Source organism: Dickeya aquatica, assembly GCF_900095885.1.
GTDB classification, from domain to species: domain Bacteria; phylum Pseudomonadota; class Gammaproteobacteria; order Enterobacterales; family Enterobacteriaceae; genus Dickeya; species Dickeya aquatica.
In genome coordinates this window covers 556566-577944 of record NZ_LT615367.1, presented here as the reverse complement: position 1 = coordinate 577944, position 21379 = coordinate 556566, and the positions used below count along the sequence as shown (strand labels likewise).

Annotated in this window: 21 protein-coding genes and 1 other RNA gene; 8 read left to right on the top strand and 14 right to left on the bottom strand. The window is 55.1% G+C overall.

The window, feature by feature from the left end; genetic code table 11:
- Window positions 1-20 precede the first annotated feature (20 nt).
- Both DAQ1742_RS02640 and DAQ1742_RS02635 read right to left on the bottom strand, forming a co-directional pair.
- Window positions 21-986, bottom strand: coding sequence for an ABC transporter substrate-binding protein (locus DAQ1742_RS02640; RefSeq protein ID WP_035345697.1), 966 nt, complete (start codon window positions 984-986; stop codon window positions 21-23).
- A 25-nt stretch (window positions 987-1011) separates the two neighbouring features.
- Complete coding sequence (locus DAQ1742_RS02635; protein ID WP_035339613.1) at window positions 1012-1845, bottom strand: ABC transporter ATP-binding protein; 834 nt, start codon at window positions 1843-1845, stop codon at window positions 1012-1014.
- A gap of 181 nt (window positions 1846-2026) precedes the next feature.
- On the opposite strand from DAQ1742_RS02635, the gene DAQ1742_RS02630 reads away from it, so the two are divergent.
- Window positions 2027-2269 carry a hypothetical protein gene (locus tag DAQ1742_RS02630; RefSeq protein WP_371327837.1) on the top strand — a complete coding sequence of 81 codons (243 nt, stop codon included), beginning with the start codon at window positions 2027-2029 and terminating at the stop codon, window positions 2267-2269.
- Between the two features lie 13 nt (window positions 2270-2282).
- On the opposite strand, the gene DAQ1742_RS02625 is transcribed toward DAQ1742_RS02630, so the two are convergent.
- Window positions 2283-2909 carry an HD domain-containing protein gene (locus DAQ1742_RS02625; protein ID WP_035339609.1) on the bottom strand — a complete coding sequence of 209 codons (627 nt, stop codon included), beginning with the start codon at window positions 2907-2909 and terminating at the stop codon, window positions 2283-2285.
- Between the two features lie 556 nt (window positions 2910-3465).
- Between DAQ1742_RS02625 and DAQ1742_RS02620 the strand changes: the two genes are divergently transcribed.
- On the top strand, window positions 3466-3987 hold the full coding sequence (locus DAQ1742_RS02620) for a 1,2-dihydroxy-3-keto-5-methylthiopentene dioxygenase (protein WP_035339607.1): 522 nt from the start codon (window positions 3466-3468) through the stop codon (window positions 3985-3987).
- 95 nt (window positions 3988-4082) lie between these two features.
- Here DAQ1742_RS02620 and DAQ1742_RS02615 read toward each other — a convergent pair whose 3' ends face one another.
- The 8 genes from DAQ1742_RS02615 to DAQ1742_RS02580 all read right to left on the bottom strand — a co-directional run bounded on the left by DAQ1742_RS02615 (window position 4083) and on the right by DAQ1742_RS02580 (window position 12652).
- Window positions 4083-5801, bottom strand: coding sequence for a methyl-accepting chemotaxis protein (locus DAQ1742_RS02615; protein ID WP_067487416.1), 1719 nt, complete (start codon window positions 5799-5801; stop codon window positions 4083-4085).
- A gap of 373 nt (window positions 5802-6174) precedes the next feature.
- Complete coding sequence (locus DAQ1742_RS02610; protein ID WP_035339605.1) at window positions 6175-6927, bottom strand: SDR family oxidoreductase; 753 nt, start codon at window positions 6925-6927, stop codon at window positions 6175-6177.
- A 127-nt stretch (window positions 6928-7054) separates the two neighbouring features.
- Window positions 7055-7774: a 4'-phosphopantetheinyl transferase family protein gene (locus DAQ1742_RS02605; protein WP_035345693.1), complete on the bottom strand. Its 720-nt coding sequence runs from the start codon at window positions 7772-7774 to the stop codon at window positions 7055-7057.
- A gap of 209 nt (window positions 7775-7983) precedes the next feature.
- Window positions 7984-8787 carry a TatD family hydrolase gene (locus DAQ1742_RS02600; protein ID WP_035339603.1) on the bottom strand — a complete coding sequence of 268 codons (804 nt, stop codon included), beginning with the start codon at window positions 8785-8787 and terminating at the stop codon, window positions 7984-7986.
- A gap of 52 nt (window positions 8788-8839) precedes the next feature.
- Window positions 8840-9028 carry a CsbD family protein gene (locus tag DAQ1742_RS02595; protein WP_035345691.1) on the bottom strand — a complete coding sequence of 63 codons (189 nt, stop codon included), beginning with the start codon at window positions 9026-9028 and terminating at the stop codon, window positions 8840-8842.
- Window positions 9029-9137: 109 nt separating this feature from the next.
- On the bottom strand, window positions 9138-9761 hold the full coding sequence (gene osmY / locus DAQ1742_RS02590; protein WP_035339601.1) for a molecular chaperone OsmY: 624 nt from the start codon (window positions 9759-9761) through the stop codon (window positions 9138-9140).
- A 293-nt stretch (window positions 9762-10054) separates the two neighbouring features.
- The gene (prfC, locus tag DAQ1742_RS02585; protein WP_035339599.1) at window positions 10055-11644 is read right to left on the bottom strand and encodes a peptide chain release factor 3; all 1590 of its coding nucleotides are present in this window, start codon (window positions 11642-11644) and stop codon (window positions 10055-10057) included.
- Between the two features lie 327 nt (window positions 11645-11971).
- Window positions 11972-12652, bottom strand: coding sequence for a YtjB family periplasmic protein (locus DAQ1742_RS02580; RefSeq protein WP_035339597.1), 681 nt, complete (start codon window positions 12650-12652; stop codon window positions 11972-11974).
- Between the two features lie 129 nt (window positions 12653-12781).
- Between DAQ1742_RS02580 and serB the strand changes: the two genes are divergently transcribed.
- The 3 genes from serB (at window position 12782) to nadR (ending at window position 16635) form a co-directional block, all read left to right on the top strand.
- A complete protein-coding gene (gene serB, locus DAQ1742_RS02575) occupies window positions 12782-13759 on the top strand; it encodes a phosphoserine phosphatase (RefSeq protein WP_035339595.1) in 978 nt (325 codons plus the stop codon).
- A 61-nt stretch (window positions 13760-13820) separates the two neighbouring features.
- Window positions 13821-15209, top strand: coding sequence for a DNA repair protein RadA (gene radA / locus DAQ1742_RS02570; protein ID WP_035339590.1), 1389 nt, complete (start codon window positions 13821-13823; stop codon window positions 15207-15209).
- Between the two features lie 178 nt (window positions 15210-15387).
- Complete coding sequence (gene nadR, locus DAQ1742_RS02565; RefSeq protein WP_035339588.1) at window positions 15388-16635, top strand: multifunctional transcriptional regulator/nicotinamide-nucleotide adenylyltransferase/ribosylnicotinamide kinase NadR; 1248 nt, start codon at window positions 15388-15390, stop codon at window positions 16633-16635.
- 7 nt (window positions 16636-16642) lie between these two features.
- Here nadR and DAQ1742_RS02560 read toward each other — a convergent pair whose 3' ends face one another.
- From DAQ1742_RS02560 to zapA, 3 genes are all read right to left on the bottom strand, one after another.
- Window positions 16643-17275 (bottom strand): 5-formyltetrahydrofolate cyclo-ligase, encoded by a 633-nt coding sequence (locus DAQ1742_RS02560; protein WP_035339586.1) that lies wholly within the window; start codon window positions 17273-17275, stop codon window positions 16643-16645.
- A gap of 47 nt (window positions 17276-17322) precedes the next feature.
- A non-coding RNA gene (gene ssrS, locus DAQ1742_RS02555) (6S RNA) lies at window positions 17323-17505 on the bottom strand.
- Window positions 17506-17587: 82 nt separating this feature from the next.
- Entirely contained in the window at window positions 17588-17917 is a 330-nt protein-coding gene (gene zapA, locus DAQ1742_RS02550; RefSeq protein ID WP_035339584.1) for a cell division protein ZapA, read from the bottom strand.
- A 267-nt stretch (window positions 17918-18184) separates the two neighbouring features.
- Here zapA and DAQ1742_RS02545 point away from each other — a divergent pair, with 267 nt between their 5' ends.
- The 3 genes from DAQ1742_RS02545 to ubiH are packed head-to-tail and all read left to right on the top strand — an operon-like array spanning window position 18185 to window position 21363.
- On the top strand, window positions 18185-18772 hold the full coding sequence (locus tag DAQ1742_RS02545; RefSeq protein ID WP_035339582.1) for a YecA/YgfB family protein: 588 nt from the start codon (window positions 18185-18187) through the stop codon (window positions 18770-18772).
- A gap of 54 nt (window positions 18773-18826) precedes the next feature.
- On the top strand, window positions 18827-20152 hold the full coding sequence (gene pepP / locus DAQ1742_RS02540) for a Xaa-Pro aminopeptidase (protein ID WP_035339581.1): 1326 nt from the start codon (window positions 18827-18829) through the stop codon (window positions 20150-20152).
- Window positions 20153-20184: 32 nt separating this feature from the next.
- Complete coding sequence (ubiH, locus tag DAQ1742_RS02535; RefSeq protein WP_035339580.1) at window positions 20185-21363, top strand: 2-octaprenyl-6-methoxyphenyl hydroxylase; 1179 nt, start codon at window positions 20185-20187, stop codon at window positions 21361-21363.
- The last annotated feature ends 16 nt before the right edge of the window (window positions 21364-21379 follow it).

The window sequence follows — 21379 nt, the reverse complement described above, 5'->3', positions numbered from 1 at the left end:
CTGTTGCGCTAGCGGGAGACTCATGAAGCCGGTGTATCCGGGTAGAGCACGCGGGAGAGCTTCTCAATCGCGCGAATATTGGCAGGCCCCGGCGTCAGTTCGGCGTACTGCAACCGCAGATAACGCTGGTTCTTGACCGCCGGGGTGTATTTCATCAGCGGATGCACTTGCAGGAAGTGCTGTAACGCCGCGGCTCCGCCACCGTTTTGGTAATCCAGCAAGATAATCACATCCGGCTCCGCGGCAGAGACGGTTTCCCAAGAGGTGGTGGCCCAGCTCGCCTGCATGGTTTCCATCACATTGCGCCCGCCTGCGGCCTCAATCATCGCCGTCGGCATCGCATACACACCGCTGGTAAAGGGTTTATCCTCACCGGAGTCATACACAAATACCTTTTGCGCAGCGTGGCCCTGCGGGGGTTTAGGCAGTGCAGCGAGTTGCGCCTGCCAGTGTGCAACCAGCGCCTGCGCCTGCTCTGCACGCCCGAAAATACGCCCCAGCGTTAGCATATCGTCATACAGTAATGCCATGCTGGCGCGCGGGCGTTTCCTGTCTTCAAAAATACAGCTTTCACTGAGTACCAGCGTTTGGATGCCATAGGTTGCCAGCGTCTGCGGTGTCACCTCTCCGCCCACTTTCATACCGTAGTTCCAGCCAGCGAAAAAGAAATCCGGGCTCGCGTTCAGTAACGACTCAAGTGACGGGTATTTCGGTGAAAGCTCAGGAATATTTCCCATTTTCTCACGAAATTCCGCTGTCATTTTGTACCAGCCGCTGATCCCGGTCAGGCCGATTATCTGCGGCTGTAAATTCAGGGCAAAAGCCATTTCAGACATATTCAGGTCATTGATGATGGCGCGCGAGGGAGCCTGGGTGAAGGTCAATGGCTTGCCACAGCTTTGCACCGTGACAGGAAAACCCGAGGCTTGCGCCATACCGCCTAAAAAACCCAATAATACGCCTGCGTTCAAAAGCCAGCTGGCCACAGCTGACGCGAACTTACGTGATCGTTTAGCGCTTAACACCTGTTTCATGCTTATCCTCTGAGGGTGAAAACGATGGCCCTGTCGGCACATCAAAAAAACGCAAAGGCTGACCGGTTTGTGGATGCGTCAGCAAAAAACTCTGGATACCAAACACTGGGTAGAGACTCTCGCTGGCCAGTGCGCGCGATGGCGTGTCCCAACACACCTGACGCCCCTGAGACAGCACCAGTACCCGATCGGCAAAAGACTCCACCAGCGACAGGTCATGCAGTACCGCAATCACCGTCATGCCTGCATGTTTGACTCGCGCCAGCATCGCCGCCCGACCGACCGGGTCGAGATGGTTGGTCGGCTCATCGAGCAGCAACACCTGTGGACGCTGCGCCAGAGCCCGCGCCAGAAAAGCCCGCTGCCGTTCACCACCGGACAACGCTGCCAGTGGCCGCTGTCGCAGTTCCGACAACCCGGTATCCGCCAGTGCTTGCGCTATCCACGCGTGCTGTTGCGCGGCCGATGTGACACCCGCCTGCGGCAGACAGCCAAGCGCAACATATTCCGCGACCGTCAGCGCAAGACACGGCGTATCGTGCTGACTCATCAGCGCCATGTACCTTGCTCGCGTCAGACGCGATAACTGCGCCAGCGGCTTGTCATTGAGGCAAATACAGCCCGCAACCGGCGTTAAATCATGTAATAGCGCACGCAACAGCGTGGATTTACCGCTGCCATTCGGCCCGATAACCGCCAGACACTCACCGGGAGCTGCGTCAAAGTGAATATCTTTGAGCAAGACCTGTCCGCTGGCATCCGCAACGCGCAAATGCGTAACCGTTAATCGTGCAGAGGAAGACGTCCGCATTGATCCTCACTCCTTATGACCATTTTATATGTTATAACATAACAAAATGAAGTAAACGTAGTCATAATGAACTCATACTGGCAATGCGCAACATGATGGGGTGCCGGGTCGGGTGTGGTATAAAACGTGTCCATGACCTCGCTCGCGGATTGGGCAGGTCACAGGTCACTCACAGGGGGTTATGATGAAACTCAAACTGTCACTGGTTTTTCTCTCCTTCACGGCGGTGAACGCCAGCGCCTTTCAGGCCAAACTGGCACCGGCAGAGCCCGTCGGCACGGCACGGCTGGCGCAAGCGCAGGCCTCATTCAGCCACGGTTATAGTGCAACCGGTTTGTCAGCCGGGTTGGGACAGTGTGATGCCGCTTCGGTAAGTGGCTGCCTCTGCCCGTTTTGTACCCAGTTGAGAAGTATTGGCCGATAAAACCTCTCTGTTTCTAGGGGGTTAACGCATGGCGATGCGCCAGCACCGTTTGCAGCGGCAGGTGCGCCTCATACTGCTGCCAGAGGGTTTGATACCATTGCTCATCACCCATTTGCCGGTGAATACGCAAAATCGTGCTCTCGCACTGGCGTGTAGCGATGGCGTATAGCCGTGAGTCGCCCTGCGTCAGCACCGTCAACAACCGGCGCATTTCCACCATATAGCCACGGGCGAATATCGGGTCATGCTCCAGAATGTTGCGGCTGTTATCAATTAAATCGCACAGTTTGATGCTTTGCGCCTGTGGGCAGGCCTGTGCGCTGTGTAGCAAATTGGTATTCTTGCGATGAATGCGCTCACCGCCGGTGCTGCGGGTGAGCACATCGGTCAGCATCTCCACATAGGATGCAACCTGCGGCCCAAACGCCGTGTCGATGTCTGCAAGTGTAACGGCGGTATCCTCCACCGTGTCATGCAGCCAGGCAGCCGCGATCATTTCCGGCGATGGGCCGATGGACATCAGTTGCGCCACCACCGCTTGCGGATGAACAATATAGGGCTCTCCGGTATATTTACGTTTCTGGCCGCATGCGGCATGCGCTTCTGTCGCAAATATTCGTGCCTGTTCAGTCAGGGTCATGTTGTCACTCCTTCACGCAGAAAAGCTTACGGCACCGAACCATATACAGACTCGGCACACATGCGATTCCCTGATAAATAAATGAATATACTGCACGAGCAAATAGACGTTATCAGCAAGCCGACCCACTTAGAAAATATAAGAAATAGTATTTCTCATATTAAGATATAGGTATCTCTTTTCTCTAAATAGCGTTAATGAAGCCAGCCCTGGAAATAACATGAACATTGAATGGAATACACCACCGAAATAGGTATCCCCGCGTCAAAAAAACCATTGATACTTAATGCCGTTAAACAGGAAAACCGCGGTGCGCGGCTGTCGTTATTGTCTTAATACCCGCTGATACCGAATAAGCGTTATTGTCAGTATGGCACAACGTTGTCAGGCCATCGTGATGATCCTCTGTCATCGTGCGTAAAGCAAACGTTAAATATCAATTAACATAATGTATTAATTGAATTATCTGACATAAGATATAAATAATGCATCTTGTTTTTTAACCCTGCAAGTTGAATGGTTAAAGCCTCATTTCATCTCACACCGAGCAGACAAGATGACCACACTGGCAATATTTACCCTGCCCCACACCGCACAACCGCACCAGTTACTGACGGATTTTCACGAAATCAGTGCACGACTGGCCGCCGCCGGTATTTCATTCACGCGCTGGCCGGTCAGCGACCTTCCAGAGCCAGCCACCGAGCCGCACTTACTGGCACATTTTCAGCATGAAATCGCCAGACTCAGTCAGCAGGAAGGCTATCGCAGTGCTGATGTCATTACCCTGACACCCACACACCCGCAACGGGCAGAGCTGCGGGAGAAATTTTTACAAGAACATACACATAGCGAAGACGAAGTGCGTTTTTTTGTGCGCGGCAGCGGCACATTTTTTGTACCGGCAGGGGAGCAGGTGTATCGCCTCACCTGTCAGGCTGGCGACCTGTTGCGTGTTCCGGCACACACCGCTCACTGGTTTGATTGTGGCGAATCTCCTGACTTCACTGCCATTCGTCTGTTTACCAATCCCTCAGGCTGGGTGGGGCACCTGACCGGTCGTGCGACTTTTCACTAAGCGCCAATACCGCAACACAAACAGGTGGCACCAGAGCCACCTGTTTTCGCTGACTCACCGGTCATGACGAGTGACTTACATCGAGCCCCTCGGTATCAAAAGGTCTCCCAGTCGGCCTGGGTGTTTTTGGCTTTTTTGGCTGCCGGTAATGCACCAAGAGAGGTCGGTTGTGCCAGTGCCGATCGCGCCGGAGCACTCACCGCCCGACGCGGCTCCACATTATCGATACGAAACGCCGACACAGCCTCACTCAATCCAGCCGCTTGCCCGGCCAGTGATGCCGCCGCCGCGGTGGATTGCTCGACCAGCGCCGCATTCTGCTGGGTCACGTTATCAATGGAATTAATGGCTTGCCCGACCTGATCGATACCCTTGCTCTGCTCCTGCGACGCCACCGAAATCTCGGCCATAATATCCGTGACGCTGGTAACAGCATTGACGATATCCTGCATGGTTTCCCCGGCGCGGCTCACCTGACCTGAACCGGTTTCCACCAGCGTCACCGATTCGCTAATCAGCCCTTCAATCTCTTTGGCAGCCTGAGCGCTGCGCTGCGCCAGTGAACGCACTTCCCCGGCCACCACCGCAAAACCACGCCCCTGCTCACCGGCACGCGCCGCTTCCACCGCAGCGTTCAGCGCCAGAATGTTGGTTTGAAAAGCGATACCATTGATAATATTCGTGATTTCTGAAATTTTCTTCGAACTTTGGTGAATATTCCCCATGGTTTTCACCACGCCTTCCACCAGTTCGCCCCCCTGACGCGCCTTACCCGAAGCATCACCGGCCAGTTGACTGGCATGGTTGGCGTTTTCAGCATTATGGCGCACGGTTGACGTCAGTTCCTCCATGCTGGCGGCCGTCTGCTCCAGCGCAGAAGCCTGTTCTTCCGTGCGTGAGGAAAGATCGCTATTACCCGCGGAAATCTCCGTAATACCTTGATAAATGGCCTCTACACCGTGACGCACATTGCTGACCGTGCGCGCCAGCGACTGCTGCATATTCTGGAGATAATGCCCCAATTGCCCCACCTCACCGCGCCCCCACTGCGCCAGTGGCATCGTCAGATCGCCGGAGGCAATATGTTCAATACGCGCAACCAGTGAACGCAGCGGTTTGATAATGACCCGACGCAGGCACAGATAGGTAAACAGGGAAACCAGCACCGCCACCACAAAGCTTACCGCCATCACGCTATAGCCAAACACCGACTCCTGCTGTGCCTCGCTATTCAGCGCTTCGGCCCGCTGGGTACGGATAGCCACCACTTTCAGTAATACATCGTTATACGCCAGATCCAGCTTGCGAACGACTTTCCATTCCATACTGACCACATCATCATAGCGACCGGCTTTCACCGCTTCGAGCATCGGCCTGACGCCATTGTTAACGTACTCGTTGTAGCGCTGTTGCAGCGCATCTTCCAGCGCCAGGTCTGCCGGGGTTTTGACTTCCCGGTTCTGGTAGGTGGCAAAGCTGTCTGCCGACTGCTTCAGGCGGCCTTCTGCCTGCTGAACACTGCTGCTGGCGGTGTCTTTATCGCCTTCTTTGGCGGCAGCGGCGGCCTGAATCAACATCAGACGAGCCGTACGCAAATGGTTAGAACTGTTCGACACGCCGAGTCGCACCTGAATTTCCGCCGTCACATCATTCAGCGAGCTGTTGCTGCGCATCAAAAAATGCACCGAAAACCCTATCGCCAACGCAAACAAAATCAGAATGACGCCGATGATGGAACTGAACATCGGCATCAGCCGCCAATGGTGCCAAAAACTCACACCGGATGACGAAGAAGGCACAGCAGTGGTATTCATCATTCTTTTTCCTTTTAGAGGGCACACGATCGTTCAATACAGACAAAACATGACAATTGGTTATCGGCCTGTTAACTCAGGAGATTAATCCGTACAAAAGGGAAAAAATCAGCAGCAGATAAACCAGAAAGAAAAAAAGATCGCGAGAAAAAACAATGCATTGATATTTATTGAAAAAATTAAAATCAACACACATCGAATAAGGAAAAAGCCAGAAAATTAACCTGCAAACCAGGGCAATTGCACAACCTTAAAACATTAAAAAACATCAAATATTACAAAAAAATAAAGTAACAAAACGGAAATATCATAGACAAATATTATGTTACTCCGGTGTAAACAGTCTCATGCCACACAGGACAATGGTATGGGCTTATTCATTATCCTGCTCATTAACACGCTGAAAACGCTCGGCATAAACCCCATCACGCTCAGCAAAGCGCAAGTCACGGGCGCGGCTGACCACAATTTCCTGTGCTTCTGGCTGTTGCGCCAGCACCGAAAGGGTTTCATCAATAAACGCCGCCAGCGGCATGGCGCGCGGGTCAAAACCCCATTCGCCCTGTAAACCGGTTTGCACCCAGGGAGGGATTATCTCAATCACACGCACAGCAGAGTGACGCAGTTGACAGCGCAGCGCCTCGGTATAGGCATGCAGAGCGGCTTTACTGGCGCAATACGTCGGGGTGATGGCCTGTGGCAAAAACGCCAGCTCAGAGGTGACATTGAGTATTGCCGCCTGCGGCTGGCGTAACAAATGTGGTATCAGCGCGCCCGTGAGCCACAATGGCCCGGTCAGGTTCGTGGCCAGGGTATCGGTGATGGCAGGTAAATCAGGATGGGTTAAATCCTCACGCCGCTGAATGCCCGCATTATTAATAAGCACATTCAGCGCTGGAAACGCCTGCGTCAATTCGGCGACGAACGCCGTTGTCGCCGCGGTGTCACGCTGATCGAACACCCGCCAGGCCATGCCGGGAAATGCCGCTGCCGCCTCGCGTAGCGCAGCCTCGCATCGAGAAGCAATAATCACCTGATTGCCGCGCTGATGAAAAGCCTCAGCCAGCCCAAGCCCAATGCCTGTACTCCCGCCGGTAATCAGTATCGTATTACCCGTCATGTTCATGCGTCACCGTCCTGATTTTCTGCACGATGGATTAACAACCGCACGCTACGCCAATCGCCGACTGGCGACAAGCCACACACCGGGATACCGCCAGACGTGATTCTCTCTTCACACGCCACTGACGCGCTCAGACAAATAAAAAGGTGGTGATGTCACGCTCACGCCACAGATAGCGCCCGGCAAAACAGCGCCCGGCAGGGTAATCTGACGACAGGGATGAGCGCAGTTGTAACGTAAAACTCTGCTGTGTGGTGTCCAGGGCAATCATGCGGGCATCAAGAAAATCGAAATAGCACTTCACCTGTGGGTAGAGCGCCTTAAACAGGCTCTCTTTGGCAGAAAAATTCAGTGTCAGCATCTGGGCAAACCCCAGCGGGGCCTGGCTGTGCAGCCAGTCATACTCCATGTCATCGACGATACCGGGCCACAGGCTGTCAGCACGGGATTCATTCATCCAGGTTTCAATATCCAGCCCGACGCCACACACCCGGCTATCGCAGCGGTGTACCGCGCACAGGACGTGGTCTGCATTGTGGCTGATGGAACCCGCCATCCCCGCAGGCCATACCGGGGCGCGATCGGCGCTGCTGGCCAGCACATGTCCATGAATATTAAAACGTGCCAGCACATTTTTTGCCAGATAGCGCCCGGCAAGATACTCTGCCTGACGCTTTGGCACAGAACGCCGCACCTCAGCAGGCATCGCAATACCGGTGTGCAAGAACAGCCCTTCGTGGTAGGCCGCCACATCAAAATGACAGCGGGCACAATACCCAGGATAAGTGCGCTTGCTGCCGGGCATTGAAAACGTCAGCCACTCAATATTGCTGATAAATAAAGAGAACATATCACCACACTCAGTCACCGGATACAGCGCTATCACATCGTCCTTTTGTCTGTTCATATGCTTCCCTGTCTGTCGCTTTCACCTGACGTGCCCTGCCCACGCAAGGCACCTTCTGTTGAGAATAGCTGAATTAATACTAAAGAGAGCTAAATTCGTATTGAGGATAACGCCATACCTGAGAACACCGGCAGCCGGATACTGATGACACATCACTCCATCCCGGCAGGCGGCGACATCCCGGCAAACAGTCGCAAGGTGTTGGCCAACAAGGTTCCGGCAATCACCTCCGGCCACTCCGCACGTAACTCACACAGTGCGGCAAACACCGAGACAATGCGCTCCGGGCGATTCGGTTGCCCCTGAAAACCGCATACCGGCATATCCGGTGCGTCGGTTTCCAGTAACAGCCGGTCAAGGGGCAGACGAGAGATGGCCTGACGGGTTTTATTGGCGCGCGGGTAGGTAATTGTCCCGCCGACACCGATGTAATAGCCCAGCCGGATAAACACCATGGCCTGTTCATAGCTGCCCGCAAAACCGTGGATAACACCGGTACGAGGAACCGGATGACGGCGCAGCAGATGTGCCAGCAGATCGTGGCTGCGGCGCGAGTGCAAAATCACCGGCAGATCGTGGCGTGCAGCCAGCATTAACTGTGCGCCAAGAAAGGCTTTTTGCCGCTCAATCTGCGGCTGCGGCATATACAGATCTAACCCGATTTCACCCACTGCCACCAGCCGGGGGTGAGGCTGCGCCAACCGTTGTGCCAGACAGGCCAGATGAGATTCCTGATGTTGGGCAATATACAGCGGATGCAAACCGAGGGCGGCATATAACGCAGGCCAGCGCTGACTGAGCGTCAGTACCCGTTCAAAATGCTGTTCGGCAACGGCGGGGACAATCAGGTGATGCACACCGGCCTGCGCCGCTCGGGCGAGGCTGGCGTTTGCATCATCAGCAAACAGCGGAAAATCAAAATGGCAGTGGGTATCCACCAGCCTGGTGGCTGCCATCGCGGGATGCGCATGAGACGCGCAGGAAGACGATTCAGGCAAAACTCACCCCTCAGTGCAGCCTGTCATCCTCTAAGGATACCTTGTCTTGTGATTTTCCGTAATATTCCTGCATCACACCGGCCAGAAAATCGTGGTTGCCAGCAAGCCAGGCCGACTCGCTATCAACGTAGTCGGCCCACAGTGCCCACAACCCGCCTTTCCACTGCTTCCAGCGACCAATAACGATATCCAGATTCAACATGGAACCCCCTTGCAGATGTAAATCATGGTGGGATAAACCAGCGAATCCAGTGTAACGGCATAATATGACAGTCGCAGTACAGCAGAACGTCAATGGCAGAGGACGTTTAAGGTTTTACCGTCAGCACATTCTTGACCCGTTTTACACCGCTAACGGCCCTGGCAATAGCCTCTGCCCTATCTGCTTGCTGTTGACTGGTAACCTGCCCGCTGAGCAACACAATGCCATCATGGGTTTCAACCTTCACATGACGTGAGGGCACCTGGCTGTCAGCCAGCAATTTGGCTTTGACGGCACTGGTCGTCAGCGCGTCATCCGTGTATTCCCCTATTGACTGGCTGCGAGATTGTGCAACATCGTCACTTTTGACCTGCAACTGATTGATGACAGACTTCACACCGGGTATCTGGGTAGCAATCTTTACTGCACGCACAACCATCTGTGGATGACTCACGACGCCATTTAGCGACACAACCCCGGCCTCTGTCGAGACAGCGATATCATTACCGTCAATCGTTTCATCTTGCAGCAATGCGCCTTTCACCTGCGCCGTCAACGTGCTGTCATCCACAAATTCAGCCACCAGGGTAATCGAGCGGTCTATTTTTTGGCCTACACTTTCCGCAGCCCACTGTGCGGTTGCCCTCTGTTCCGCCCGTGCCGGTAAAAGAGGCAGGGCAACCGTTAACATCACTGCGCCCAGCCAACATGATCTTCTGATGGGATTCATCGGTAGACTCCTTCTGATGATTCAACTGACATTCACTCCGGCACCACCACCACACCGGAAAAATATTTAACACCAGCCAATAAAATAAAAAAAATATAAAAAACCAAAAATAAACTAAAAACAGCGCCACCAACTATAACTCAGGCGAAAAAAAAGCACAGACATCAGTCAGTAAGAGCGGGTGATTTCAGATTTGTCCGGCGCAGGCAGGCAAGGGATAGCGGATATCCGCATTGAAAGAATAGGGCAGGAAATACACCGCCCGCGCCAAATACGCAGGCGGTGGCGAGAGATTAGTGCTCGCGGGTTTTGTGGAATTTCACGTCTGGATAGCGTTCCTGCGTCAGATTCAGGTTCACCATCGTGGGCGCAACATAAGTCAGGTTATCGCCACCATCCAGCGCTAAATGCAGCTCATTTTTGCGCTTGAACTCTTCAAATTTCTTCACATCATTGCATTCCACCCAACGCGCGGTGGAAACGTTGACCGATTCATACACCGCTTCCACGTTGTATTCGGTTTTCAGGCGCGCAACCACCACGTCAAACTGCAACACCCCGACGGCACCGACGATCAAGTCGTTATTGATTAGCGGGCGGAACACCTGCACGGCCCCCTCTTCAGAAAGCTGTACCAGCCCTTTGAGCAACTGTTTTTGCTTGAGCGGGTCACGCAGGCGAATACGACGAAACAGTTCTGGCGCAAAGTTGGGGATACCGGTGAATTTCAGATCTTCACCCTGCGTGAACGTATCACCAATCTGAATGGTGCCGTGGTTATGCAAACCGATGATGTCACCCGGATACGCCTCTTCCACATGGGAGCGGTCACCCGCCATGAAGGTCAGGGCATCCGAAATCACCACATCTTTACCAATACGGACCTGGCGCAGCTTCATGCCCTTTTCATAGCGGCCTGATACCACGCGCATAAATGCCACGCGGTCGCGGTGTTTCGGGTCCATATTTGCCTGAATTTTAAACACAAAACCGCTGAACTTCTCTTCCCCGGCACTGACCGCACGCACATCCGTCTGACGCGGCATCGGGGCGGGTGCCCACGACACCAGACCGTCAAGCATGTGGTCAACGCCAAAGTTACCCAGCGCCGTACCAAAGAACACCGGCGTCAATTCACCGCTCAGAAATGCCTGTTGCTCAAACTCGTGAGAGGCACCTTTCACCAGTTCCAGTTCATCACGCAGTTGTGCGGCCAGGTCTTCACCCACCGCATCATCCAGTTCCGGGTTATCTAACCCTTTGACGATGCGCACGTCCTGAATCGTGTGGCCCATACCGCTCTGATACAAATAAGTTTCATCTTTATAGAGGTGGTAGACGCCCTTGAACAGCTTGCCGCAGCCGATCGGCCAGGTAATAGGCGCACAGGCGATACTCAGCTCGCGCTCAACCTCGTCGAGCACTTCCATCGGGTCACGAATATCACGGTCGAGCTTGTTCATAAACGTCAGGATCGGCGTATCGCGCAGACGCGTGACCTCCATCAGCTTACGGGTACGATCTTCTACCCCTTTGGCCGCGTCGATCACCATCAGGCAGCAGTCAACGGCAGTCAGCGTGCGGTAGGTATCTTCCGAGAAATCTTCGTGCCCCGGCGTATCAAGCAGGTTGACCAGACATTCGCGGTAGGGAAACTGCATCACCGAGGTAGTAATCGAGATACCACGTTGCTTTTCCATTTCCATCCAGTCTGATTTGGCATGCTGGTTAGAGCCACGCCCTTTCACCGTTCCGGCGACCTGAATGGCCTGTCCGAACAGCAACACTTTTTCAGTGATGGTGGTTTTACCGGCGTCGGGGTGAGAAATAATGGCGAATGTCCGGCGTTTGGCGACTTCGCGTGCGTATTCACTTGGAGACATGTTATTCAGGCTTCTTTAATAGTGAGGCGGGCCCCCATCACACAAGGGAACCACACCCGACAAAACAGAAAATAAAGACAGATAAAGCTGTCTGATGCCAATCAGTTAAGCCATCAGGACGCGCCATGCGCGCGGCCGCTCGGCCAAGAGGTTTAAGCACTTTTTTACACGCATTGTCCCCCACACAGGCTTAAGTGACAGGCATCGTAACGACAGATGGATAAGCGGAGCATTTTCTCCGATTTACCGGCCCGGCACAATCGATCATGAAGTAAACCCCTTCGATCATGACGTAAATCCCTGCGGCAATAACGCAAACCGTACCGCTCAGTTTTTGCGAGTGTTATCGCTATCCGGTGTCACAGGCTCACCATCGTTAGCCGGTTCATCCTCCTGCATTGGCGCATTGGCCGTCAGCAGATAAGGTGACTGCTGCCAGCGGGAGCGGTGGTGCTGCAACAGCGTACGGGCCAGAATGATACCGATGGCCAGCGCCATCATGATCATCAAACGCAGGATATTGGTGGTGTTATCCACCTGACGCGCTTCGGTTGCCAGCACATGGGTATCGAGCGTAATGCGCAAGAAACCTAGCGGCCCCTCTTTGCTGTTGACCGGCTCAACCAATTGGTGGTTGAAATAGCTGCCCGCCCGGCTGCCATCGAGCGCCAGCCGGTCACGCACCGTGATTTGCTCACCGGCGCGCGCCAGAAGTGTACCGTCCTGCTGATAGAGCGCGGCATCAAGGATCCGGTTGTTATCTGTAAGCTGGCGCAGCGTCTCTTCAATTCTGGCGCTGTTATCACCATTGCCCTCCATTAACGGAGCCAGGCTAAATGCCACCTGACGCGCCAGCGTGCGGGCCAGTTCATCAACCTGCTCGGAGCGCGCCATTTGATGGCTAAGGCTAAAGTAGGACGCGCCCTGCAATAACACCACCAGCAGCGCCAGACAGATAAGCACAATAGCCGTACGATGTAAGCGAAATTTTATCCGGGCCCGAACCATGGCAATACCTGCGCGATTTGAAGAGTTTCATGTTGCCAGAAGCAATAGCGATAGGATAGCTTGTTGCGTTGATTTATGACCATCCACCCCACCCGTTTATCACGACCCGCAGGAAAGGATATTTCACCCATGTCGAACCGTTTGACCTATAGCGATCTGCCCGATGAGATCAATTGTTGGCCAAATCTCCCGCTGTCACTCAGTGACGACGAAGTCATGCCGCTCGATTACCGCGCAGGCAATACTGGCTGGCTGATGTATGGCGACGTGCTCGATAAGTACCTGCTCTCCCGGGTTCAGCGCCGTCTGGATGACCCGCTGGTCGTGGTCAGCGCCTGGAGCGTGGAAGAGTATCAGGTCGTCAGGCTGGCTGGTACGCTGACGCCGCGTATCACCAAAGTCGCACACGACCTTGGGCTGGATGTCGCACCGATGGATAACACCCCCAGCCTGCGCGCACCGGGCCTGCTGGTCATGGACATGGATTCCACCGCCATTCAAATCGAGTGCATTGATGAAATCGCCAAACTGGCTGGCACCGGCGAGCAGGTGGCGGAAGTGACCGAGCGCGCCATGCGTGGCGAGCTGGATTTTGCCGCCAGCCTGCGTCAGCGTGTCGGCACCCTGCGCGGGGCCGATGCCAATATCCTGCGCCAGGTTCGCGATAAACTGCCGCTAATGCCGGGGCTGAAAACCATGGTCAGGCAGTTGCAGGAAGCAGGCTGGCAATTGGCTATCGCCTCCGGTGGTTTTACCTATTTTGCCGACTACCTGCGTGAAGAGCTGGGGCTGGTCGCCGCTGTCGCCAATGAAATGGGGATGCGTGACGGTAAACTGACCGGTGAAGTGATTGGCCCGATTGTCGATGCACAATATAAAGCTGATACCCTGCACCAGCTGGCGGAAAAACTCGGTATTGCCCCACATCAGACCCTCGCCATTGGCGATGGAGCCAATGACCTGCTGATGATCAAAGCCGCCGGACTGGGCATTGCCTATCACGCCAAGCCCAAGGTAAATCAACAAAGCGCGGTCAGCATTCGTCACGCCGACCTGACCGGGGTACTGTGTATTCTGAGCGGCAGTCTGCGGCACGAAAAAAGCTAAACCTGAGCGCAAGAGAATAAGAGAAGATGTGCAGTAAAGAGCAGTAAACCGGAGGGAATTCATGGCCAAAGCCGTCAAACGCGCGTTTGTCTGCAATGAATGCGGGGCCGACTACCCACGCTGGCAGGGCCAGTGCAGCGCCTGTCATGCCTGGAACACGATTACCGAAGTGCGCCTTGCCGCTGCCGCAAGCACCTCATCACGCAGTGACCGCTTCTCCGGTTATGCCGGGGACAGTGGCAGTGTGAGCCGGGTGCAAAAACTCGCGGACATCAGCCTGGAAGCTCTGCCGCGTTTCTCCACCGGCTTTCTGGAGTTCGACCGGGTGCTGGGCGGTGGCGTGGTGCCAGGCAGTGCCATCCTCATCGGTGGTAACCCCGGTGCCGGTAAAAGTACGCTGTTGCTGCAAACGTTATGCAAACTCGCCGAACAGATGAAAACGCTGTATGTCACCGGCGAAGAATCGCTCCAGCAGGTGGCGATGCGCGCTCACCGCCTCGGCCTGCCTGCACAGCACATCAACATGCTCTCTGAAACCAGTATCGAGCAAATTTGCCTGATTGCCGAACAAGAGCAACCCAGGCTGATGGTCATCGACTCCATTCAGGTGATGCATCTGGCGGATATTCAGTCCTCTCCCGGCAGCGTGGCGCAAGTACGTGAAACCGCCGCCTACCTGACGCGTTTTGCCAAAACCCGCGGTGTGGCCATTATCATGGTCGGCCATGTGACGAAGGACGGCTCACTGGCGGGCCCTAAAGTGCTGGAACACTGCATTGACTGCTCCGTGCTGCTCGACGGCGACGGCGATTCCCGTTTTCGCACTCTGCGCAGCCACAAAAACCGCTTTGGTGCGGTGAATGAACTGGGGGTTTTCGCCATGACCGAGCAAGGCCTGCGGGAAGTCAGTAATCCTTCGGCCATTTTTCTCAGCCGGGGCGATGAAATCACCTCAGGCAGTTCGGTGATGGTAGTCTGGGAGGGCACCCGCCCGCTGCTGGTCGAGATTCAGGCGCTGGTCGATCACTCGATGATGGCCAACCCACGCCGGGTGGCGGTCGGGCTGGAACAAAACCGGCTGGCGATTTTACTGGCGGTGCTGCACCGCCACGGTGGCCTGCAAATGGCCGATCAGGATGTATTCGTCAACGTGGTCGGCGGCGTGAAAGTGACTGAAACCAGCGCGGATCTGGCGCTGCTGCTGTCGCTGGTGTCGAGTTTTCGCGCCCGCCCCCTGCCACAGGATTTGGTGGTGTTTGGCGAGGTGGGGCTGGCTGGCGAAATTCGCCCGGTGCCAAGCGGTCAGGAGCGCATCACGGAGGCGGCAAAACATGGCTTTAAACGTGCTATCGTGCCGTTTGCCAACATGCCCAAAAAACCCCCTGCCAACATGCAGGTGATGGGGGTGAAAAAACTATCAGATGCGCTGGCAATCCTTGAAGAGTGGTAATTTCTGCCAGATTTCACCGACCCGAGTTTTAATATAGTCACGACGTGAATATCCTCACTGAGTTAATATCACGGCCATGTAAAAGCGTACCTAACCTGATGCGGCGTGCCGCCTGCGCGCCTGCTCGTTGACGTATGGCTGGTATCGCGCCTTATCCGCTGCACCGGAGTAGCAAAGCATGTCTCCCTACGATTACCTGAAAACCGCCATCAGACAAAAAGGCTGTACCCTGCAACAGGTGGCCGATGCCGCAGGCATGACCAAAGGCTACCTGAGCCAGTTGCTAAATGCCAAAATCAAAAGCCCCAGCGCGCAAAAGCTTGAGTCATTACACCGCTTTTTGGGGCTGGAGTTTCCCTATCAGCAAAAGAGTATTGGCGTGGTATTCGGTAAGTTCTACCCATTGCACACCGGCCATATTTACTTGATCCAGCGCGCCTGTAGCCAGGTAGACGAACTGCATGTCGTGCTGGGCTATGATGAGCCGCGTGACCGCCTGCTGTTTGAACACAGCTCCATGTCACAACAGCCAACCGTGAGCGACCGCCTGCGCTGGTTGCTGCAAACGTTTAAATATCAAAAAAATATTCATATTCACGCGTTTAACGAGCAGGGCATGGAGCCGTATCCGCACGGCTGGGATGTCTGGAGCCGTGGCATCAAGCAATTCATGGCAGAAAAAGGCATCGACCCGCGCTACGTCTACACCAGCGAAGAGCAAGATGCGGCGCAATACCGCGAGCATCTGGGCATCGACACCGTACTGATCGACCCGAAACGATCGTTCATGAACATCAGCGGTGCGCAGATCCGCAACGATCCGTTCCGCTACTGGGAATACATCCCGACCGAGGTCAAACCGTTCTTTGTGCGCACCGTGGCGATTTTGGGCGGCGAGTCGAGCGGTAAATCGACGCTGGTCAACAAACTGGCGAACATGTTCAACACCACCAGCGCCTGGGAATATGGCCGCGATTATGTGTTTTCCCATCTGGGCGGCGATGAAATGGCGCTCCAGTATTCCGATTACGACAAAATCGCCCTGGGGCAAGCTCAGTACATTGATTTTGCAGTGAAATACGCGAATAAAGTGGCGTTCATCGATACCGATTTCATTACCACGCAGGCGTTTTGCAAAAAATACGAAGGTCGTGAACACCCCTTTGTGCAGGCGCTGGTTGAAGAGTACCGTTTTGATCTGGTGATTTTGCTGGAAAATAACACGCCCTGGGTGGCTGACGGCTTACGCAGCCTCGGCAGCTCAGCGGATCGCAAAGCCTTTCAGGATGTACTCAAGGCGATGCTGGCAGAAAACAACGTGCCCTATGTTCATGTGACCGAATCAGACTATGACAGCCGCTTTCTGCGTTGCGTCGAGCTGGTGCAACAGTTACTCGGCCATGAGCGGCAGATCCCGAATACCTGAGTGAGGCTCACTCAGGTTCGGCAGACCAGCGCCAGTAGCGGGAGGGGGTTATCACTTCCGGCAATGGAATATCCCAGCTTGCGACGGGGAGCTCTGCTACCTGCTGGCAATCGTGCGCCAGCCCGATAGGGTAAGGCCCGTGAGTACGCCAGTGCTGTAAGGTTCTGTCATAAAACCCGCCACCCATACCAAGCCGCTGGCCGCGGGCATCAAACGCCACCAGCGGTGTGATCAACACATCCAACTGCCAGACCGGCAGCACATGGCGCACATCCAGCCGGGGCTCTTCTATTTTCAGACGGTTTCGCACCAGTTCGGTGTGTTCGCTATAGCGCAAAAACAGCAGGTGTCCGGCACAAAATGGATGCAACACCGGCAGGTAGACCTGTTTTTGTTGCTGCCACAGCGCGGCGATCAATGGCTGGGTATCAAGCTCACCATCAAACGACAAAAACAGCGCGACCCGGCTGGCCGACGCCACTCGCGGATGGGCCATCACCCGGTCAGCCGCCTGATGGGCAAACTCGCGTTGTTGCTGTGGACTTAAGCTGCGCCGCTGCGCCCGCACCTGCTGGCGAATCTGCTGGCGTAACAAAGAGATATTAATACCGGAATCGGAAGAAGCACTGGCTGAGTTCATGCGCAGTCACAGATAAGAAGAGGGAATGAGAACGGGAAAAGAAAGAGGGAATCTCCGAGATGCCGCCGCAGGCTGTAACCCTTGAACCCTTGGTTCAAGGTGAACGCAACGTCGTAGTCTTAAGGCTTCTCGGGCGAACCGAGCGTGCTCACCAACCACGGAGCATTACATTCTAAAAGTTGAAATATCGGCTCAGGGGACTTGCCCGCTGACGAACATCTCAGAGAAATTTTGTTCTTTCACCACTACCTTACCACGTCTGGCAGCGATGTGTTACTCCGAAAAACCGTACTTTTGTCAAAACGAGACGTGCTACTCAAATTGCGCGCCCTGACGCTCGGTAATACGTCCCTGTTCCAGCAACGCCTGTTCAATCGTCTGCTGCAACATACGGATGCGCTGCTCCATATTGGCAGCGTAATCACGGGTTTTCAACCGCTCTTGCGCCAGTTCATGGCACACATTCAGCGCGGCAATAAACACCAGTTGTTCGGTGTTCGTCACCCGTGTACGCACCTTGAGGTCGAGCAACCGCTGGTTAAGATCTTCTGCCGCCTGATTCAGCGCATCCTGCTGTTCTGGCGGACAATTCACTCTTAACGAACGGCCAAAAATCTGAATATCTACCGGTTGTGCAGACATGTCACCTTCCTGCCTTGTGTCATTTCACGCCCGCATGAGGCTCACCGCTGCGTGGCCCGTGACCGGGCCTGAAAAAGCGGGCGCTACTATATATATCCCAAATCGAAGATACAAGCCCTTTATCCCCGTTGCGGCAAACACCGCCACGGCCAGTTTGACGCACGGAAAAAGCGCCGGATGGCTTATCGGGCGATGGAGCTTGCTGGTATCACAACGGAGCTTGGTGGTAGCATAACACGAACCACCCGCCAACGACGATGAATGCGCATGTCCATACAGAATACACTCCCCGGCTACGAAGCCATCGACCAGTTGTTACACCAGCATCAGGTTGCCCTGACGGCCGCTGAAATGCACGGCCTGATAAGCGGCATGCTGTGCGGCGGCAACCATGATGAGAGCTGGAAGACATTAACCGTTGAACTGACCAATGATGGCCTGTCATTCCCGCAAGCGCTGTCGCAGCCCTTACAGCAGTTGTATCAGGCCACGCGCGATACGCTGGAAGAAGAGGGTTTTTTGTTTCAGTTATTCTTGCCAGATGACACGCAAGAAGAGGTCAGTGTGTTTGATCGCGCCGATGCGCTGGCCGGTTGGGTTAACCATTTCCTGCTCGGTCTGGGCGTCGTACAGCCTAACCTTGGCAAACTGAAAGGCGAGATTAAAGAAGCCATTGATGATCTTCGTAATATTGCCCAGTTAGGTTACGACGAAGACGAAGACAAAGAAGAGCTGGCACAATCTCTGGAAGAGATTATCGAGTACGTGCGGGTCGCGGCCATCATGTGCCATAACGAATTTATTCGCCCGGTGATGGCTGTTCCGCCGGAAAAACCCAAACCGACGTTACATTAATGCCTTTATTGTCATACCGATAAATACTGTATTGATGCCTTTCAGGAGCTGGCAATGACCCAACAAGAATATCTCCGCCGCCGTCTTTCCCTGCTGGACAAGATGGCACCAGGCAGTGCGGCTATCCTGTTTGCCGCCCCCGAAGCACAACGCAACGCAGACAGCGAGTATCCGTACCGACAAAGCAGCGATTTCTGGTATTTCACCGGCTTCAATGAACCTGAAGCGGCGTTACTGTTGGTAAAAAGCGATGAAAATCACCACCACAGCGTGCTGTTTAACCGGGTGCGTGATGTTACCGCTGAAATCTGGTTTGGTCGTCGCCTTGGCCAGGAAGCCGCCCCTGCCAAGCTGGGCATTGACCGGGCGCTGCCGTTTAACGACATCGGTGAACACTTGCACCTGCTGCTTAATGGGTTAGATGTGGTGTATCACGCTCAGGGTGAGTACGATTACGCCGACAAACTGGTGTACGCAGCGCTGGAAACCCTGCGTACCGGCGGCTCGCGTAAAGGCTTTAAAGCCCCATCGACCCTCACTGACTGGCGTCCCTGGGTGCATGAGATGCGGTTATTCAAATCGCCAGCAGAAATCGACATTCTGCGCCGCGCCGGTGAAATCAGCGCACAGGCCCACACCCGCGCGATGGAAAAATGCCGCCCTGGCATGTTTGAATACCAGTTGGAAGGCGAAATCCACCACGAATTCAACCGTCACGGCGCACGCTACCCGGCCTATAACACCATCGTTGGCGGCGGTGAAAACGCCTGTATTTTGCATTACACCGAAAACGAATGCCCGCTGCGTGACGGCGATCTGGTACTGATCGATGCCGGATGCGAATACCAGGGCTATGCGGGCGATATTACCCGCACTTTCCCGGTCAATGGCAAATTCACCCCGGCACAGCGCGCCATTTATGACATCGTGCTGGAATCAGAAGTGCGTGCGATTGAACTGTTCGCCCCCGGGCGCAGCATCCGTGAAATCAACGAGGAAGTGGTGAGGATCATGCTGCGTGGCCTCATCCGTTTAGGCATCCTTGACGGTGACGTTGACACGCTGTTCGCCGAACAGGCGCACCGTGCGTTTTTCATGCACGGCCTCAGCCACTGGCTGGGCATGGACGTGCATGACGTGGGTGACTACGGCAGCGCTGACCGGGGACGGGTGTTGCAGCCAGGCATGGTGCTGACGGTTGAGCCAGGCTTGTACATCGCACCAGATGCCGATGTTCCGCCACAATATCGCGGCATTGGCATTCGTATTGAAGATGATATTGTCATCACCGAAAACGGTAACACGGTGCTGACCGCCGGTGTCGTCAAAGACCCGGATGAGATTGAAGCGCTGATGGCGAACGCCGCCAGCAGAGCCTGACATTGCCTAGCACACGGGAGCAGCAATTCGCCATGAGTATCATCATTGTGGGCGGCGGCATGGCGGGGGCCACGCTGGCACTGGCCCTGTCGCATTTATCCGGCGGCAGCATTGCCGTTGATCTGGTGGAAAGCCATCAGCCTTCGCAATACCCGCACCCCGGATTTGATGCCCGCGCTATCGCACTGGCGCAAGGCACCTGTACGCAGCTCGCCGCCATCGGTGTGTGGCAGGCACTGGCACCGGTGGCAACCGCCATCACCGATATTCACGTCAGCGATCAAGGCCATGCAGGCCGGGTGCATTTGCAGGCCGGTGATTATCATCTGGCGGCACTGGGCCATGTCATTGAACTGCATGAGGCCGGTACGCGGCTGTTTTCCCTGCTGCAACACGCTCCCGGCGTGCGCCTGCATTGCCCGGCAACGGTCGTTTCACTCGAGCGTCAGGCGCAAAGCGCCAGCGTACTGCTGGATAACGGCACACGATTGCACGGCCAATTGCTGGTTGCTGCCGATGGTTCGCGCTCGGCGCTGGCGAAGCAGGCGGGCATCCAGTGGCAGTCATCGCCCTATACTCAAGTGGCCATGATAGCCAACGTCACGACGGCCGAGGCACACGGTGGCCGTGCCTATGAACGCTTTACCGCCCACGGCCCACTGGCTCTGCTGCCTATGAGTCAGGGGCGCAGCGCACTGGTATGGTGCCACCCGTTGTCCCGGCAGGCCGACATCGACAACTGGAGCGAGGCGCACTTTCGCCAGCAGCTCCAGCGGGCATTTGGCTGGCGGCTGGGCGAATTTAAACAGATTGGTGCCCGCCACAGTTATCCGCTGGCGCTGGTCAGAGCCAGCCAGCACATCAGCCATCGGCTGGCGCTGGTCGGCAACGCGGCACAAACGCTGCACCCGATTGCCGGGCAAGGGTTTAATCTCGGCCTGCGCGACGTGATGACGCTGGCGCAAACACTGGTAGACGCAGCCGCTCAAGGTGAAGACCCTGGCAGTCAGCGAGTATTGCAGCGTTATCAGCAGCGCCGCTTGCCGGATCAAGACAATACCGTGGCACTGACTGACGGGTTAGTTCACCTGTTCTCTAACCGCTTGTTGCCAATGGAAGTTGGCCGCAATCTGGGGTTGATGGCCATGAATCACCTGCCACTGCTGCGTAATGCACTGGCACGACGTACGCTGGGCTGGATCGAGCGTTAACACAGACAGGAATTCA